Raw genomic sequence first — 17,698 nt, forward strand, 5'->3', positions numbered from 1 at the left:
TCTGACATGCGGATCACCAAGGAAAAGAAGCAGGAAAATCATGACCGGATTGTTGCGATTGCATCCGGGATGTTTCGCGAACGAGGGTTCGATGGCGTTGGCGTGGCTGACCTGATGGAGGGTGCGGGCCTGACCCATGGTGGATTTTACAACCACTTCGTCTCGAAGGAGGCGCTCATAGCAGAAACCTCCGCCAAAGGGTTTTCCGAAACGTTGGCACGCTATGCCGGGTATGATTTGGGCGAGATGATCGACGCCTACATCTCGCGCACGCATCGTGATGCGCGTGGCCAAGGCTGCACGGCCGCTGCACTGAGCGGGGAAGCAGCGCGGCTGCCAAACGAAACCAGAGCTGTTTTCGGCGAAGGCATCGAGCGCCTTGTTGACGCACTGGAGAGCAATCTTGCGGCGAACCAGCCCGCCGGCTCAAATGCCCGCACGCAAGCCATCAGCATTATGGCGCAAGCTGTCGGGGCCATCGTGCTATCGCGGGCCTGCCCGGACGCATCGGCCCTGGCGGATGAAATTCTCGATATTTGCCGCGCCGATTGCCGGGCCTCTGTCGAAAATGGCGGGCGGGAGCAATAGGGCCGCAGCCATGCGGCCCCATCTCCTGCAAAATACGAACTCAGTCTGCGACCTTCACAACGACCTTGCCCCTGGCGCGCCCGGTCTCTACATGGGCCAAGGCCTCCGCCGTCTGAGCAAAGGGAAATACCTTGTCCACGACCGGACGGATCACGCCGGCGTCGATCAGCTTGGCGATCTGGGCAAGTTGTTGCCCTTCCGCGCGCATAAACAGGAAGGAATACAAGACGCCCCGGCTTTTCGCCTTCTTCAGCACGCCCCGGCTCAGCATCCGTACCACCAAGCGCAGGAACAGGTTCAGCCCCAGAGATCTGGCAAAGGGAACATCCGGCGGCCCCGAGATCGATATCAACCGACCACCCGGTTTCAGAACATTCAGCGACTTGGCCAGCGTCTTGGCATCCTGACTGTTCAGCACCAGATCATAACCGGATAGCACCTGTTCGAAATCCTGCGTCCTGTAGTCGATCACCACATCGGCGCCGAGGCTTTTGACCAGGTCAATATTCGCGGCACTGGTCGTGGTGGCCACCGTGGCGCCGAGATGCTTGGCAAGCTGGATGGCAAAGGTCCCAACCCCTCCGGAACCAGCCTGAATGAACACTTTCTGGCCGGGCTTGACCTTGCCGACCTCCACCAGCGCCTGCCAGGCGGTCAGTCCAACCAGCGGTATGGATGCAGCCTGCTCCATCGAAAGGCTCGCGGGCTTCAGCGCTACATCGGCGGCGTCAATTGCGATGAACTCTGCAAAGGTACCAGCCCGGTGATCCCTCGGACGGGCGTAAACCTCGTCCCCAGCCTTGAATTGCCGCACATTCGCGCCCACGCTTACAACCGTTCCGGCTAGATCGTGACCCAGAATAAAGGGCGGGCGATAGGGCAGGAACAGCTTGAACTCGCCGTCCCTTACCTTGGAATCCAGAAGGTTGATCGCCGTGGCCTGAATGCGAACCAGAACATCATTCGCGCCCATCCGGGGCTCGGGCATGTCTGCCAGACGCAAGGCGCCCTTCTTTTTGTATTTGTCGACAACGAAGGCTTTCACGGACGTTCTCCAGTGTAAAAATATTATCGGCTCAGATGGCTAAAAAAGCCAAGGCTTTCAGCGCGAACTGAGCATGTTGTTGGAAGGCCCTGCCGTGGCCGTCATTCTCGCTCACGCGATGTTGAATTGCTTGCGCAAGGTTCGATCAAACAGCGCGCGCGGCAGGAAACGCCGGGCAAACGAGGTCTGCCGGGCCGCCTTGCCGGAGGGGTAGCGCAACCGCGGCGCCTTGTCCTGCGCCGCCATCAGGATGGTGGCCGCAACATCATCCGCCGTGTCGCCGGTCGCCATGGCCAAGTCAAACGCCGTGCGGTATCTGGCCAGTGTCTGGCCATAGGCTGCAACCGGACGGTCGCCTTGCGGAGAGTTGGCCTCGATCGAAGTTTTCGTTGCCCAAGGCTCGATCACGGCGACACGGATGCCGAACTGGCGAACCTCATGGTCCAGCGATTCCGAATAGCCCTCAATGGCGTGCTTGCTGGCCGAGTAATAGGCTCCAAAAGGACCGGGTATTAAGCCCAGGACAGAGCCGATGTTCAATATCCTGCCATAGCCCTGTTGGCGCATCATCGGCAACACGGCATTGGTCACCCGAACGACACCCAGAAAATTGGTTTCGAACAGCGAACGAACCTGATCCACCGAGCTTTCTTCGGCCGCCCCGGACAGGGCGTAACCGGCATTGTTGACCAGAAGGTCGATACGGCCAAGTTCCTGATGCGCCAGCGCCACGGCATCCGAGACAGACAAATCGGAAGTCACGTCACAAGCAATCATCCGAATGCCATCACGTATCTCGCCAGGTGCGGCCTTACGACTCGTGCCAATCACCCGGTAGCCTGCCCGGGCCAGAGCCGTGGCGGCCGCCTTGCCAATCCCACTGGAAGCCCCGGTCACAAAGGCAGTCTTCTGTCTTTTAGTAGCAAACGTCGCCATAGCGTCTTTCTCTCTTTTCGGTATCACCATGGATTGCCGCCAAGGCATATGGTTTTACGACACTAATTTTATGATGATTTCCGTCATCATTGATGATTTTTAATGATATATATCATCATTAAAGTCAAGCGTGACTTTCAGACGGCGAGGGAAAGGGTAACCCTTCAGTGTCGGGACCCGGCACCAATCCGCAACGGATCAGGCACAGCACACTGATTTGATGGGGCCGCACCAGCGAGCGACCCCAAAAGTAGTCAACGCCCGGCAGCTGCCGCCAAAGAGGGGTAATCGATATAACCCGCAGCACCGCCACCGTAGAGCGTAGCCGGGTTTATCTCTGCCAACGGCGCATCGCTTTTCAATCGTTCAACCAAATCGGGATTGGCAATGAACGGCCGGCCGAAGGCGATCAGATCCGCCAGGCCCTCGGTAAGATGCGAAGTCGCCAGTTCGAGGTCATAGCCGTTGTTGGCGATATAGGTCTTGCTGAAGCGACGGCGCAATGATCCGAAGTCGAATGGCGCGACATCGCGCCGCCCACCTGTGGCACCCTCGACGACATGAATGTACACGATGCCAAGGGCTTCGAGCTGATCGACGATGTAATCGAACTGCGCCTGCGGATCAGTACTCGAAATGCCATTGGCGGGCGAGACCGGCGAGATGCGGATGCCGGTGCGTGCAGCGCCGATTTCCTGGACAACCGCGGCCGTGACTTCCAGCATGAGGCGCGCACGGTTTTCGACAGAGCCGCCATAGGCGTCTGTGCGAACATTGGCACCGTCCTTGGCGAACTGATCAAGCAGATAGCCGTTGGCCCCGTGGATCTCGACACCATCGAAACCAGCCTCGATGGCGTTGGCTGCTGCCTGACGGAAATCGTCGACGATCCCAGGAAGCTCTTCCAGTTCAAGGGCACGGGGTTGCGAAACGTCCACGAAGGCATTGTTGACGAACGTCTTTGTCTCGGCGCGGATGGCTGAAGGGGCAACCGGCGCTGCGCCGTTCGGCTGGAGATCAACATGGCTGATGCGACCGACGTGCCAGAGCTGGAGGAATATATGGCCACCCTTCTCGTGCACCGCACTGGTGACCTTGCGCCAGCCTTCGATCTGCGCCTGGGTATAGATACCGGGCGTGTCCTGGTATCCCTGCCCCTGCTGTGATATTTGCGTGGCCTCGGAAATGATGAGCCCGGCAGAAGCACGCTGGCCGTAATATTCAGCCGTCAGGTCACCTGCGACAAAGCCCGAACCGGCGCGATTGCGCGTCAGGGGCGCCATGACGATCCGGTTGGAAAGCGTCAAGGAGCCGAGCGTATAGGGTTCGAAAAGCGTCTTTTTAGTCATGATTTACCTATGTGTTGCCGCCGCAGCGGTATGGGTTGCGCGGTCTGCTCAAGCGACGGTGCGGTACCGTTCGGCTGGCAGCGCATTGCCGAAGTTGGCCAGCATGGTCTTGCGCGCAGCTTCAAAGGCTTCCCACTGACCGGCATCGGGAAGCGGCGGGATGGTCACCGGCTCGCGACGGTCGAAGCCGACCAGAGCCGCATCCACAAGATCGCCCACCTCCATGACGTTGTTCAGTGCATTGACGTCGGCGCCGACATGGTCCCAGATTTCGGTTCGAGTCGTGGCGGGAAGAACAGCCTGAACGTAGACGCCCTTCGGTCCAAGCTCGAGGCTAAGCCCCTGAGACAGGAAGAGGACAAAGGCCTTGGTTGCGCCGTAGACCGTCATGCCGAACTCCGGCGCCAGACCAACCACGGAGCCGATGTTGACGATTGCACCCTCACCTTTCTTGACGAGTCGAGGAGCAATTGCGCTGGCAAGGCGAACGAGTGCAGTCGAGTTGAGTGCAACAAGCCGGGCCATGTCGTCGGTGCTCTGCTCGATGAACGTTCCACCGATGGCCGTTCCGGCATTATTGACGAGGATGCCGATGCTGTCATCGTCGCGCAGTCTCGTCTCTACTTTCGCAAGATCGGCGAGTTGCGTGAGATCCGCCTGGACGATGTCTATGGCCACGCCGGTTTCCTGTCGCAGACGGCTTGCAACGGCCTCCATTCGCGCCACGTCACGGGCGACCAGCACGAGATCGTGGCCGCGCCGCGCAAACCGATCGGCATAGGTTGCACCAATACCGGTGGAGGCGCCGGTGATGAGGACTGCAGGATTTGTGCTCATGGGATTGCTCTTTTCTGTGATGGAACCTATATTCATGACAATCGTCATGATTGGATTTAAATATGATAGCCATCATGTAAATGTCAACGACCATGTTGGGAGAATTGTGAAAATGAAGGTCAGCCGAGAACAGATGGCGGAAAACCGTCGCCGGATTCTGGATGTCGCCAGCCGGCTGTTTCGCGACAAGGGGTTCGATGCCGTCAGCGTTGCGGAGGTGATGAAGGCAGCCGGTCTTACTCACGGCGGCTTTTATGGACATTTCAGTTCAAAAGACGATCTGGTCGCGGAGACCCTTGCCCATGCCCTTGCTTCAGATAGCGTCGGAGGAGGCAACTTCAGCGATTTCGTCAAATCCTATCTTGCGCCTCGCCATCGCGACAACGCTGCCGGTGGCTGCCCAACCGCCGGTCTCGCTGCAGCAATTCGCCATCAGACGCCGCCGGCGCGCTCCGCCATGACAGAAGGCCTTCGTGCGCAGATCAGCCGGATCGAAAAGGCACTCCCGCAACTGGACCCGGCAGATCGCCGGCGCACAGCGATAGGAAGCTGGGCGGCCATGGTTGGGGCGGTCATACTCGCCCGGGCAATCGACGATCCGGAACTATCGGACGAGATTCTGGAACAGACGCACGCATGGATCGACAACAGCGTCAGTTAGTCCGCAAAAAACGACGACGCGTACCGGCATGACCTCCCACGGAACCTTCATCCAAATGCGATTGGAGGTTCTGCGTTTTTCAACATTCCATTTGGCGCGGTGTGGCAAATCGGTGGCAAAGCGAAGCTTTGATCTCCCGCAGCATTGGAGCCGGGCGCAGTGATGATCCCGGCATAGGCTGCCGGGGTCTGGTATCCGTGCTACTAGTCCGGGCGGAAGATCGGTCCGGATGTGGATAAGATGGAAAATCCCAGCCTTTCAACGGTGCTCGGCCAGATGGTGTGAGGCCACGCATTGTTCGGCTCCTGCTGCCCTTAAATGCCGCCGTCACATCACGCTTCAGGTTTGAGCCGGCACGCATGGACGCCCCTACTCTGCCGCGAGCGCCAGTGGCTGCCCTACGTGCTCGACCGTCTCTTTTTCGGCACCCGCCTTGGGTGGCTTGATCCGGAACCAGACAGCATAGAGAGCCGGAAGGAAGAGCAGGATCATCACCGTGCCTGCTGCCGTTCCACCGATCAGGGTATAGGCCATCGACCCCCAAAATACTGAGTGGGTCAGAGGTATGAACGCCAGGATCGCCGCGAGAGCCGTCAGGATCACGGGTCGTGTCCGCTGCACTGTCGCTTCGATAACGGCATGATAGTCATCAAGCCCCGCCGCCTGGTTCTCCTTGATTTGCTCTGTCAGGATAAGCGTGTTGCGCATCAGGATACCCGCCAGTCCGATCAAGCCGAGAATGGCGTTGAAGCCGAAAGGCTGATTGAACAGGAGCAGGGTCGGAACCACCCCGGCAAGACCAAGCGGCGCTGTCAGCATCACCATTGTCATTGTCGAGAGACTGCGAACCTGCAGAATGATGACGATCAGCATGGCAGCAATCATCACCGGGAAAACCTGAGCGAGTGCCGTATTCGCCTTGAGAGACTCCTCGATGTTGCCGCCCATCTCGATACGATATCCAACGGGAAGCGACGCGATGAGTGGCTGCAGAGCTTTCATAACCTGTTGGGAAACCTCCGGAGGCTGCGTCGCCTCGTTGATATCAGACCTGATCGTGATGACAGGCGTGCGGTCACGACGCTTCAGGATAGGTTCTTCAAACCGGATTTCGGAGTGCCCGAGTTGATCCAGCGGAACCTGACGGCCATCCCTGCTCATCAGAGAGAAATCGGCAAGACGTGACGGATCGAGGCGGTTTTCGCCAGCACTGCGAGCGACGACGGGCACGTTGCGGATATTGTCGCGCACCTGCGTAACGGGGATGCCGGAGAGCAGCATCTGCAATTGCTGGGCTGCCTCCGATGGAGAAAGACCAATCAGATTGAGCCGCTCCTGGTCGGGCACAAATCGCAGAACGGGTGTTCGGTTGCCCCAGTCACGGTTGGCTTGGCGAACATCGGGGATAGTCTTCATGATCGCCAGAGCCTGCTCAGAAATCCTGTAGAGTTCATCCTGATCGGGACCCATGATCCGGAACTCGACCGGGAACGGCGTGTAAGGACCAAACACAAGCTGGGTGACGCGGACGGACGCTTCAGGAACAAGACCCTCCGAAATAAGTGCACGAAGGCGATGCTTCAGTTCTTCACGTGCGTGGGCATCGGGTGTGAGCACGACGACCTTGGCGAAGGCAGGGTCAGGTAGTTCCGGTGCCATGGCAAAGAAGAACCGGGGTGCGCCCTGCCCTACGTACGACGTGACGATATTGGTCTCAGGCTGAGTTTGCAGCCAGTCCTCGACTTTCTTCACCGCAGATGCCGTCGCCTCGATGCTTGTGCCCTCGGGCATGCGCACCTCAACCAGCACCTCAGGCCGATCCGATGTCGGGAAAAACTGTTGTTTCACGCCGCCCATTCCAACGACCGAAACGGCCATGGAAATGCCGACCACGGCGCAGACCATGAACTTATGGCGGACAGCGAACTCGATGACGGAGCGCAGACGGCGATAATTCGGCGTGTCATAGATGGCGTGATGACCGCCCTCGACCGGCTTGATGTTGGGCAACATCTTCACACCGAGATAGGGCGTGAAGGTGACGGCGACGATCCAGGATACGATGAGCGCAAAGCCCACGACCCAGAAGATGTTACCGGCATATTCGCCTGCGGTCGACTTGGCAAAACCCACGGGCATCAGCCCGATGATCGTGACCAGCGTGCCGGACAGCATCGGCGCTGCCGTATGGCTCCAGGCATAGGCGGCCGCCTTGATGCGGTCCATGCCCTCCTCCATCTTCACCACCATCACTTCGATGGCAATGATGGCATCGTCAACTAGAAGGCCAAGCGCGAGGATCAAAGCGCCAAGCGTGATGCGGTCGAAGAAGCGCCCGGTCTCCAGCATGATGAGAAAGACCACCGCAAGGGTGAGTGGCACAGCAAGAGCGACAACAATACCAACGCGCCAGCCAAGTGCCACCAGACTGACAAACAGAACCACGCCAAGCGCCATCGCGAACTTGAGCATGAACTCGCCGACGGCTTCATCGATGTTGACGGCCTGGTCGCTGACTTTGGTAAGCGTCATCCCCAGCGGCAACGTTTGCGCAATGGCGGCAGAGCGAGCCTCAAGCGCCTTGCCGAGATCAAGACCGTTCCATCCCGCCTGCATCACCGCACCCAGCATGATTGTCGGTTCACCTTCGTGGCGGATGATATACGTGGCGGGATCCTGATAACCGCGTCGCACCTCTGCAAGATCGGAGAGCTTCAGGGTTCGTCCAGCAGCAACGATCGGCGTGTCGGCAATCGCCTGCACACTGTTGTAAGCTCCGTCGAAGCGGATAAAGACCTGTGGGCCTCGTGTGTCGATTGAACCCGCAGGCGTGACCGTGTTCTGTCGCTGCAACGCAGAAGCGATATCCTGCGCGGATATGCCGAGTGTCGCGAGCTTCGCATAGGAGAACTCGACGAAAATCTGCTCGGGGCGCTCGCCGACGATGTTGATTTTCTTGACGCCAGGCACGTGCAGGAGGTCCTGGCGGATGACTTCCGCTTGCCGAACGAGATCGCGCATCGGCATTCCCTTTGCCTTCAGGGCATAGAGGCCGAAACTCACGTCAGAATATTCGTCGTTGACGAATGGGCCCATCACGCCCGGGGGGAGATTGCGGGCTTCGTCGCCAAGCTTCTTGCGCGCCTGATAGAACTCTTCTGCAACCGCACTTGCCGGCGTGTTATCCTTGAGGGTGACGGTCAGGAAAGCGTAACCTGGCCTCGTTGTGGTCTCGACGCGGTCGTACCAGGTCAGTTCCTGAATACGTTTCTCAAGCGGCTCGGCGACCAGGTCCTGCATTTCTCGCGCTGTTGCACCCGGCCAGACTGACGTGACCGTCAATGTCTTGATGGTAAAGGACGGATCCTCGGCGCGCCCCAGCTTGACGAAAGCGTAGACGCCGGCTGCGGCCAGCAGCACGATAAAGAACAGGGTGATAGCGCGTTCGCGAACCGCGATGGCTGACAGGTTGAAGCGCATTAGTTTTTCACCTCTCGGCTCGAGGCAATCCTGACGGTCGCACCATCGTCGAGAAGATGCGCGCCGAGGGCAACGACCTGCTCCCCGGTGCCGATCCCCGTGACAAATGCCGTCTCCTCGCCAATCTGCTGAACTTTAATCGGGGTGAACTTCACCTTTGACGTTGCGCCGTCGACGATCCACACACCTGTGCGATTACCGTCGTCCAGAATGGCGCCGACGGGCACGGTGACTTCCGACTGGCGTTCGGCATCCGGTGTTCTGATTGTTACAGTGGCGCCAAGCGGTGCTGAGGCCGCATCACCCTCAAGAATGTAACGCGCTTCATAGGTTCTCGTTTGAGGATCAGCCGAATCGGAGATTTGTCGCAGTCTGGCGTTTCCACTAAGCCCGTCGCTTCCATAAACACTGGCCTGTGCTTCCGATCCCACCTTAGGTCGCAGTGTCTCAGGCAGCCAGACGACCGCCTCGCGAGGGCCGGCCTTTGCGAGTTGAACAACCGTCTGGCCGGCGGCGACCACTTGTCCCGGATCACCGAGAGTTTCGACGACCGTTCCATCCGAGTCAGCAACAAGAGTGGTGTAGGTTGCCGCATTCTCGGCAACCTCCGCTTCCGCCTCGGCCGCCGCAAGCTGTGCCGTCGCTGTATCGAGAGCCGCCTTTGCCTGTTCGTAACGCTGGGGCGTGGCCGCCAGGCCATTCTTGACCAGTGCCGCATAGCGCTTCTCATCGGCTTGCGCCTGAAGCAGAATAGCACGCGCTGATATGACCGAATTCCGCTTTGCTGTCAGTGCAAGCTGAAGATCGGTCTCATCAATGCGCATCAGCGGTTGGCCCTGTTTGACCTGCTGACCGACATCGACCAGCCGCTCCACGATTTTACCGGGAACGCGAAATCCGAGATTGCTTTGAACGCGCGATGCGACCGTCCCGGTGAATGACCGGTCGGCCCTGCCTGTCCTTTTCGCCTCCGCAATCCTTACCAGTGGTGAAGCCGTCCTTGGGTCTGCGGCCTCGGCTTCCCGTTTTGGGGTTTCAGAAACGAGGAAAAAGGCGGCGGCCCCAGCCGCTGCGACAAGACCCACGACAGTCAGGACATGTTTGCGTTTCATTGTAAGTTCTCTTCTTGACCAGCGGTGCAAATGATTTAGATTGCGATCTAAATCTATGTGCGATATAAATGTCAAACGAAATCTAACCGGAGGTCGATATGAGAGTGAGCCGGGCACAAGCCGAGGAAAATCGGGAGACGGTGATCAACGTTGCCAGCCGTCTGTTTCGCGAGCACGGATTCGATGGCATTGGCCTGAAAGATTTGATGAAGGGTGCAGGACTCACTCAAGGCGGGTTCTACAAGCAGTTTGCATCGAAGGACGATCTTGCAGCCCAGGCTTCGAGGCGCGCGATGGAAAGCGCTACACGCAGATGGTCTGAAGCGGCTGCGGACAGTTCCGATCCTCTCGAAGCAGTGATGGCGTTCTATCTGTCAAAGGACCACCGTGGAGAAAAGGCAGAAGGTTGCCCCCTGGTGGCACTGGGGTCGGACGCTACTCGGCAGAGTGAAGAAGTCAGGCGTCCATTCGAGGATGGGATACGCGCTCACTTCGAGGTGCTCAATGAACTGCTTGATGACACCAGAAGCTCCAATCCCAGCGGCAAGGCGATGGCGATCCTGTCTCTCATGGTCGGCGCCGTTACCCTGTCGCGGATCATGGAAGACGAGAATACGTCTCAAGGAATCCTCGACGCAGCGGCGGAGGAAATCAGGCGCATCGCAGGCGCTGATCATGCGGCCTGAGGATCGCGCTCGGTAGCTAGGGAAAACAAAAGCCAAACGCAGTCGCCGCGTCGGGTTCGGGCGGATGCGATTTAGGCACTGAAGAAACTGGATATCCAGAGAACAGGCCCTGACCGCACCGTCGGTCGGGATGCCGAAGGCATGCCAATTTAAACGAAGAACAGGTGTAAAACATGCGTCGTATCGTTGTCACAGGAATGGGAGCTGTCAGTCCCCTTGGAGCGAATGTCGGTATCTCCTGGTCGCGCCTGCTCGCGGGTCGAAGTGGCATTCGACGGCTGGGTGACGACGTGGTGGCGGACCTTCCATCGAAAATCGGGGGCGTTGTCCCCTCATTGATGGAAGATCCCGAGGGCGGCTTCGATCCCGACACCATTGTGGCTCCGAAGGACCAACGCAAGGTCGACCGTTTTATCATATTTGCACTGGCAGCCGCGGAAGAAGCGCTTGCACAAGCAAACTGGAAGCCGACCTCGAATGAGGAACGGCTGAGGACCGCGACGATTATCGCGTCCGGTATCGGCGGCTTTCCTGCGATAACCGAAGCGGTCCGCACCGTCGATCAACGCGGTGTCCGTCGCCTTTCGCCCTTCACCATACCGTCGTTTCTGGTCAATCTCGCAGCCGGGCATGTCTCAATCCGTCATGGCTTCAAAGGCCCTCTCGGTGCACCGGTAACCGCGTGCGCCGCCGGCGTTCAGGCAATTGGCGATGCTGCGAGGCTTATTCGGTCAAATGAAGCCGAAATTGCGATATGCGGCGGAACAGAAGCCTGCATGAACATCGTCAGCCTCGGAGGTTTTGCAGCCGCCAGATCTCTGTCGACTGCTTTCAACGAAACGCCGGACAAGGCATCGCGCCCCTTCGACACATCACGCGATGGCTTTGTCATGGGCGAAGGAGCGGGCATGCTTGTCATTGAATCCCTGAGCCACGCAATTGCTCGCGGCGCTACACCAATTGCCGAACTCGTCGGCTACGGCACGACAGCCGACGCTCATCACATCACGTCAGGACCAGAAGACGGGAACGGTGCCAAAAGAGCCATGGAGATCGCCATTGCGCAGGCAGGCATTTCCCCCCGCGAAATTGGTCATCTGAATGCCCACGCCACCTCGACCCCGGTCGGAGACCTCGGCGAAATCAGGGCCATCAAAAGTATCTTTGGTTCCGAGAAGACTGTCGCTGTAAGCGGGACGAAGTCAGCGACAGGACACCTACTTGGCGCGGCTGGAGGATTGGAAGCAATCTTCACCATTCTGGCACTCCAGCACCAGATTGCGCCGCCAACTCTCAACCTGAATGCTCCGGATCCGGAAGCCGAAGGCATCGATTTTGTGGCGAACCACGCGCGCCAATTAGACGCTGAATTCGCAATATCCAATGGTTTCGGTTTTGGCGGTGTCAATGCGAGCGCAGTGTTCCGGCGGTGGCCGAAGGCAAACGGCGCTGGCTGAGGATCACCGTCGCGCCACCACACGCTGAAACTGTTTTCGCTTGGGACTTGAACGTCAATGAACCAAACCTTGGGCACGACACCGGACATACTGCACCTCAAACCGAGGATTGCCGTTATAGGCGTCGGCGGCGGTGGTGGTAATGCGGTCAACAACATGATGGCGCAGAAGCTGCAAGGGGTAGAATTCATTGCAGCAAACACCGATGCACAAGCTCTCTCCATGTCTAAAGCCCCACGAGTTGTGCAACTCGGCCTGATCGCGACTGGCGGGCTTGGGGCCGGATCACTCGCCGAGGTCGGACAAGCGGCGGCCGAAGAAACGATCGACGAAATCATGGACCATCTGACCGGGATGCATATGTGTTTCGTGACCGCGGGCATGGGGGGCGGCACTGGAACGGGCGCCGCGCCTGTTATAGCTCGAGCTGCGCGGAAGGCCGGAATACTGACGGTCGGCGTGGTAACCATGCCATTCGCATTTGAGGGCATACATCGAATGCGAATGGCCCGACACGGGGTAGAGTGTTTAGCCGAAAGCGCGGATGCCGTGATCGTGATCCCAAATCAGAACCTCTTCCGGGTGGCAGATGCCACAACGACGTTTGCTGAGGCTTTCGAAATGGCGGATCGGGTTCTTTATGCAGGCGTCAGCTCCGTCGTCGATCTGATTGTCAGGGAAGGGCTTATCAATCTCGATTTCGCCGACCTAAGGTCAGTGATGCGCGGTATGGGCCGAGCTGTGATGGGCACGGGAGAAGCGGCAGGCGAAGGACGTGCAAGAGCTGCCGCCGAAGCAGCGATTGCTAATCCGCTTTTTGACGACACATCGGTCAAAGGTGCCAAAGGGCTCCTCGTCTCGATTTCCGGTGGACCGGACATGACGCTGTTCGATGTGGACGAAGCAGCCACGCGCGTGCGCGAAGAGGTCGACGCTAACGCCGATGTCGTGATCGGCGCGACGTTCGACGATGCGCTTGCGGGTCGACTGAAAGTGTCCGTTGTCGCAAGCGGATTGCGGCAACCGGCAGAGGTGACCTTTCTTGCGGAGCGCACGGGGTGAGCCTCGCTCCTTTGCACCCTCGAGCGAGCATGTCCTTGAAGACTTGAGAGTGCCTGCGTGTCTGCTACCGCCCGGCCCAAGATAGGGCGACATAGAAAATTCCAGTGAAATCGATCGAGAGAAAACGCCTGCCTGCGACCTTGCCCAAATCTGCCGAAACAACGCCACGTCGGTGACGCGGAAACCCTGATCACAAAGTGAATGCCGCTCTGAGCGCTTGAAGTGCTTGTTCCGGCTCGTGTTTTACAAAGGCCTAGCTGCACGCTACCAGAGCCCCACGGGGCTGTACCACCAGCAAGTCATTTGCGGTATCCAAGGCTCTAAACGCAAAGTGCCCTCCGGGATGGGAGGGCTTTGTTGTTGATAGTCTTGAAGATATTGGTTGCGGGGGCAGGATTTGAACCTGCGGCCTTCAGGTTATGAGCCTGACGAGCTACCGGGCTGCTCCACCCCGCGTTACCAGCGTAAATCCCTATGGGATTTATCGCGACCAGCGTAAATCCCTATGGGATTTATCGCGACCAGCGTAAATCCGTATTGGATTTATCGCGACTGCATCACAGGGACGCTGTGATGTATAGTTCCGGATCAAATTGCCGAAGGCGATTTGTCTCCTTTAAGGGACGCACGTTGCGTTTTCCTTATGTTTTCATGTTCCGCAATGCAAAAAGGCCGCTTTGAGCGGCCCTTTGTATCGGCTGGGCCGAAGAGTTTGCTTGAGAAGATATTTGTTGCGTTTTGCAGACCTGGCAGCGACCTACTCTCCCGCGTCTTGAGACGGAGTACCATTGGCGCTGGGGCGTTTCACGGCCGTGTTCGGAATGGGAACGGGTGCAGCCGCCCCGCGATAACCACCAGGTCGGCAAAACGCAACACAGTTCATGTTTTCACATGAGTGTTGTTTCGAGAAGCTGGGAAGCTTGCGCTTCATTTAATTTAACACGTCTTTCTGCGACCCTTCCCGTATGTTTGCCATACAGACCAGAGGTCGTCGCGCCCTGTGGCGCGGCCCGTCCGGAGCGCTATGCGCGTCAGGACAGAACAGATGATGCTCGTCTTTGATGAGCATGAACAATGGGAACGAAGAAGTCGATCGAGCTATTAGTAACGGTAAGCTTCACATGTTGCCATGCTTCCACACCCGTCCTATCAACGTGGTCGTCTTCCACGGCTCTGATAGGGAACACTCGTTTTCAGGTTGGTTTCCCGCTTAGATGCCTTCAGCGGTTATCCATTCCGTATATAGCTACTCTGCTATGCCCTTGGCAGGACAACAGATCCACCAGAGATACGTCCATCCCGGTCCTCTCGTACTAGGGACAGATCCTGTCAATATTCCTACACCCACGGCAGATAGGGACCGAACTGTCTCACGACGTTCTGAACCCAACTCACGTACCGCTTTAAATGGCGAACAGCCATACCCTTGGGACCTGCTCCAGCCCCAGGATGCGATGAGTCGACATCGAGGTGCCAAACAACCCCGTCGATATGGACTCTTGGGGGTCATCAGCCTGTTATCCCCGGCGTACCTTTTATCCGTTGAGCGATGGCCCTTCCACACGGGACCACCGGATCACTATGACCGACTTTCGTCTCTGCTCGACTTGTCAGTCTCGCAGTCAGGCGGGCTTATGCCATTGCACTCGACGACCGATTTCCGACCGGTCTGAGCCCACCATCGCGCGCCTCCGTTACTCTTTCGGAGGCGACCGCCCCAGTCAAACTACCCACCATACACTGTCCCGGATCCGGATAACGGACCGCGGTTAGACATCCACGAAGATAAGGGTGGTATTTCAAGGATGGCTCCACAAGAACTGGCGTCCCTGCTTCAAAGCCTACCACCTATCCTACACATGCCTTGGCGAATGCCAGTGTAAAGCTATAGTAAAGGTGCACGGGGTCTTTCCGTCTGACCGCAGGAACCCCGCATCTTCACGGGGAATTCAATTTCACTGAGTCTATGTTGGAGACAGCGGGGAAGTCGTTACGCCATTCGTGCAGGTCGGAACTTACCCGACAAGGAATTTCGCTACCTTAGGACCGTTATAGTTACGGCCGCCGTTTACTGGGGCTTCAGTTCAGAGCTTGCACCCCTCCCTTTAACCTTCCAGCACCGGGCAGGCGTCAGACCCTATACGTCGTATTGCTACTTCGCAGAGCCCTGTGTTTTTGATAAACAGTCGCTACCCCCTGGTCTGTGCCACCCCATCATACTTGCGTAAAATGGGGTCACGCTTCTTCCGAAGTTACGCGTGCAATTTGCCGAGTTCCTTCAACATAGTTCTCTCAAGCGCCTTGGTATACTCTACCTGACCACCTGTGTCGGTTTCGGGTACGGTCTATACGGTGGAGCTATTTCCTGGAACCTCTTCGCCGCACATTCAATCCAGTAAGAATGTACAACACACGAGATCCGTCACTACCACCAGGCCCACGAATATTAACGTGGTTCCCATCGACTACGCGTGTCCGCCTCGTCTTAGGGGCCGGCTAACCCTGCTCAGATTAACTTTAAGCAGGAACCCTTGGTCTTTCGGCGAGGGAGTCTCTCACTCCCTTTATCGTTACTCATGTCAACATTCGCACTTCCGATATCTCCAGCAGCCCTCACGGGTCCGCCTTCACAGACTTACGGAACGCTCCGCTACCACGCAACAGTCACTACAACTGTCACATCCTCAGCTTCGGTGCATGGCTTTAGCCCCGTTACATTTTCGGCGCAAAGACCCTTATTTAGACCAGTGAGCTGTTACGCTTTCTTTAAATGATGGCTGCTTCTAAGCCAACATCCTGGTTGTTTTGGGATCCTCACATCCTTTCCCACTTAGCCATGACTTGGGGACCTTAGCTGGAGGTCAGGGTTGTTGCCCTTTTCACGACGGACGTTAGCACCCGCCGTGTGTCTGCCGACTAGTACTCCTCGGTATTCGGAGTTTGGTTAGGATCAGTAAGACGGTGAGTCCCCATAGCCCATCCAGTGCTCTACCCCCGAGGGTATTCGGTCGACGCTCTACCTAAATAGATTTCGCGGAGAACCAGCTATTTCCGAGTTTGATTGGCCTTTCACCCCTAGCCACAAGTCATCCCAATCTATTGCAACAGATACGGGTTCGGCCCTCCAGTTGGTGTTACCCAACCTTCAGCCTGCTCATGGCTAGATCACTCGGTTTCGGGTCTAATGCAACTAACTCAATCGCCCTATTCAGACTCGCTTTCGCTGCGCCTACACCTACCGGCTTAAGCTTGCTAGTTACACTAAGTCGTTGACCCATTATACAAAAGGTACGCCGTCACCCTTGCGGGCTCCGACTGTTTGTAGGCATCCGGTTTCAGGTTCTATTTCACTCCCCTCGTCGGGGTGCTTTTCACCTTTCCCTCACGGTACTTGTTCGCTATCGGTCATGCACGAGTACTTAGGCTTGGAGAGTGGTCTCCCCATGTTCAGACAGGATTTCACGTGCCCCGCCCTACTCAAGGACAATGACTGTTCTACGCGTAAGGGGCTATCACCCTCTATGGCCGACTTTTCCAAATCGTTCCGCTTTATTCATCATTGCCACTGGCCTGGTCCGCGTTCGCTCGCCACTACTTACGGAGTCTCGGTTGATGTCCTTTCCTGCAGGTACTTAGATGTTTCAGTTCCCTGCGTTCGCTTCTTACCCCTATGTATTCGAAAGTAAGATACCTTATAACAATGCTTGGAAACCCAGGCCGTTCATAAAACAGACTGGATTTTCCAAGCATTTAAGGTGGGTTGCCCCATTCGGAGATCCATGGATCAAAGCTTATTCGCAGCTCCCCACGGCTTTTCGCAGCGTATCACGTCCTTCTTCGCCTGTGCATGCCAAGGCATCCACCAAATGCCCTTAATTCACTTCTTCGTTCTCATTGTCTATGCTCATCCATATTTGCTTGATTTGGAATTCTTGATCCTCCTCGCTTGCGCTCGAAGGGGTTCCAAATCCGGCCATACGGTCACCTCTCGGTAGCCGCAAACCAGCAAAATCCGGTTACCTTTTACAACCAGATCATCTCCTGATGACATCGACGTGTTCGATACAATCCTCTTTGAAGGCACGCCGGTGCACTTCGAGGTCGTATCATTAAGACCAGCTTCTCGAGATATCATCCGGTGATGCGCGGTCAGGCAACATCAATCCAGCATTCCCATCAGAGGAGCAAAAGCTCCAACAACAAAAATGCCTCGGACAAGCGATCCTTCCTACCTCCAACCCCTCCACCAATTCCGGCCGACTAAGCCATCACATGGTTTCACAAGGATTGGTCTCGGACGTTTCAGGCATAAACCCAAAACACCTGGACGCTTCCAGACATATCTTCTCTTCACAATGTATTCAGAACAGGCATCTTCCTTAGCAGAAGATGCAAACTTTTATTTCTTCAAAAGGATATTCAACTCACCGATCAATCCACCCACACAGGCCGGTCGGCCGTCGCGCCTCGTGGCGCGCGCCGTCC

Annotated in this window: 11 protein-coding genes, 1 tRNA gene, 2 rRNA genes and 1 pseudogene; 5 read left to right on the top strand and 10 right to left on the bottom strand. The window is 57.1% G+C overall.

The window, feature by feature from the left end; translation table 11 throughout:
- The first annotated feature begins 6 nt into the window (after positions 1–6).
- Positions 7–588 (top strand): TetR/AcrR family transcriptional regulator, encoded by a 582-nt coding sequence (locus QE432_RS02860; protein ID WP_003519268.1) that lies wholly within the window; start codon positions 7–9, stop codon positions 586–588.
- Positions 589–628: 40 nt separating this feature from the next.
- Here the strand turns inward: QE432_RS02860 and QE432_RS02865 are convergent, their stop codons facing one another.
- The 4 genes from QE432_RS02865 to QE432_RS02880 form a co-directional block, all read right to left on the bottom strand.
- On the bottom strand, positions 629–1,633 hold the full coding sequence (locus tag QE432_RS02865; protein WP_003519270.1) for an NADP-dependent oxidoreductase: 1,005 nt from the start codon (positions 1,631–1,633) through the stop codon (positions 629–631).
- A gap of 111 nt (positions 1,634–1,744) precedes the next feature.
- Positions 1,745–2,569: an oxidoreductase gene (locus tag QE432_RS02870; protein WP_003519271.1), complete on the bottom strand. Its 825-nt coding sequence runs from the start codon at positions 2,567–2,569 to the stop codon at positions 1,745–1,747.
- Between the two features lie 254 nt (positions 2,570–2,823).
- Complete coding sequence (locus QE432_RS02875) at positions 2,824–3,918, bottom strand: alkene reductase (protein ID WP_003519272.1); 1,095 nt, start codon at positions 3,916–3,918, stop codon at positions 2,824–2,826.
- Positions 3,919–3,966: 48 nt separating this feature from the next.
- Complete coding sequence (locus QE432_RS02880) at positions 3,967–4,755, bottom strand: SDR family NAD(P)-dependent oxidoreductase (protein ID WP_003519273.1); 789 nt, start codon at positions 4,753–4,755, stop codon at positions 3,967–3,969.
- A 112-nt stretch (positions 4,756–4,867) separates the two neighbouring features.
- Between QE432_RS02880 and QE432_RS02885 the strand changes: the two genes are divergently transcribed.
- On the top strand, positions 4,868–5,416 hold the full coding sequence (locus QE432_RS02885; protein ID WP_065658404.1) for a TetR/AcrR family transcriptional regulator: 549 nt from the start codon (positions 4,868–4,870) through the stop codon (positions 5,414–5,416).
- 47 nt (positions 5,417–5,463) lie between these two features.
- On the opposite strand, the pseudogene QE432_RS02890 reads toward QE432_RS02885, so the two are convergent.
- The 3 genes and pseudogenes from QE432_RS02890 to QE432_RS02900 all read right to left on the bottom strand — a co-directional run.
- Positions 5,464–5,613: pseudogene (locus tag QE432_RS02890) on the bottom strand (IS3 family transposase); the annotation flags it as partial.
- Between the two features lie 172 nt (positions 5,614–5,785).
- On the bottom strand, positions 5,786–8,896 hold the full coding sequence (locus QE432_RS02895) for an efflux RND transporter permease subunit (protein ID WP_306623342.1): 3,111 nt from the start codon (positions 8,894–8,896) through the stop codon (positions 5,786–5,788).
- Positions 8,896–10,008 carry an efflux RND transporter periplasmic adaptor subunit gene (locus QE432_RS02900; RefSeq protein WP_174012251.1) on the bottom strand — a complete coding sequence of 371 codons (1,113 nt, stop codon included), beginning with the start codon at positions 10,006–10,008 and terminating at the stop codon, positions 8,896–8,898. The genes QE432_RS02895 and QE432_RS02900 overlap by 1 nt, the downstream gene beginning before the upstream one ends.
- Before the next feature lie 98 nt (positions 10,009–10,106).
- On the opposite strand from QE432_RS02900, the gene QE432_RS02905 reads away from it, so the two are divergent.
- The 3 genes from QE432_RS02905 to ftsZ all read left to right on the top strand — a co-directional run bounded on the left by QE432_RS02905 (position 10,107) and on the right by ftsZ (position 13,213).
- On the top strand, positions 10,107–10,694 hold the full coding sequence (locus QE432_RS02905; protein ID WP_003519277.1) for a TetR/AcrR family transcriptional regulator: 588 nt from the start codon (positions 10,107–10,109) through the stop codon (positions 10,692–10,694).
- Between the two features lie 173 nt (positions 10,695–10,867).
- Complete coding sequence (fabF, locus tag QE432_RS02910) at positions 10,868–12,151, top strand: beta-ketoacyl-ACP synthase II (RefSeq protein WP_060642809.1); 1,284 nt, start codon at positions 10,868–10,870, stop codon at positions 12,149–12,151.
- A gap of 57 nt (positions 12,152–12,208) precedes the next feature.
- On the top strand, positions 12,209–13,213 hold the full coding sequence (gene ftsZ / locus QE432_RS02915) for a cell division protein FtsZ (RefSeq protein ID WP_174012249.1): 1,005 nt from the start codon (positions 12,209–12,211) through the stop codon (positions 13,211–13,213).
- A gap of 379 nt (positions 13,214–13,592) precedes the next feature.
- Here ftsZ and QE432_RS02920 read toward each other — a convergent pair.
- The 3 genes from QE432_RS02920 to QE432_RS02930 form a co-directional block, all read right to left on the bottom strand.
- A tRNA-Met gene (locus tag QE432_RS02920) sits at positions 13,593–13,669 on the bottom strand.
- Positions 13,670–13,957: 288 nt separating this feature from the next.
- Positions 13,958–14,072: ribosomal RNA gene (gene rrf / locus QE432_RS02925) — 5S ribosomal RNA — on the bottom strand.
- 221 nt (positions 14,073–14,293) lie between these two features.
- A 23S ribosomal RNA gene (locus tag QE432_RS02930) occupies positions 14,294–17,100 on the bottom strand.
- Between the last annotated feature and the right edge of the window lie 598 nt (positions 17,101–17,698).

Origin of the sequence: Agrobacterium sp. SORGH_AS_0745 (assembly GCF_030818995.1) — a bacterium.
Taxonomy (GTDB): Bacteria; Pseudomonadota; Alphaproteobacteria; order Rhizobiales; family Rhizobiaceae; genus Agrobacterium; species Agrobacterium tumefaciens.

Coding starts and splice junctions, on each gene's coding strand:
- fabF (WP_060642809.1), top strand. CDS start 10,868: ATGCGTCGTATCGTTGTCACAGGAATGGGAGCTGTCAGTCCCCTTGGA.
- QE432_RS02875 (WP_003519272.1), bottom strand. CDS start 3,918: ATGACTAAAAAGACGCTTTTCGAACCCTATACGCTCGGCTCCTTGACG.
- QE432_RS02860 (WP_003519268.1), top strand. CDS start 7: ATGCGGATCACCAAGGAAAAGAAGCAGGAAAATCATGACCGGATTGTT.
- QE432_RS02885 (WP_065658404.1), top strand. CDS start 4,868: ATGAAGGTCAGCCGAGAACAGATGGCGGAAAACCGTCGCCGGATTCTG.
- QE432_RS02895 (WP_306623342.1), bottom strand. CDS start 8,896: ATGCGCTTCAACCTGTCAGCCATCGCGGTTCGCGAACGCGCTATCACC.
- QE432_RS02905 (WP_003519277.1), top strand. CDS start 10,107: ATGAGAGTGAGCCGGGCACAAGCCGAGGAAAATCGGGAGACGGTGATC.
- QE432_RS02900 (WP_174012251.1), bottom strand. CDS start 10,008: ATGAAACGCAAACATGTCCTGACTGTCGTGGGTCTTGTCGCAGCGGCT.
- ftsZ (WP_174012249.1), top strand. CDS start 12,209: ATGAACCAAACCTTGGGCACGACACCGGACATACTGCACCTCAAACCG.
- QE432_RS02870 (WP_003519271.1), bottom strand. CDS start 2,569: ATGGCGACGTTTGCTACTAAAAGACAGAAGACTGCCTTTGTGACCGGG.
- QE432_RS02880 (WP_003519273.1), bottom strand. CDS start 4,755: ATGAGCACAAATCCTGCAGTCCTCATCACCGGCGCCTCCACCGGTATT.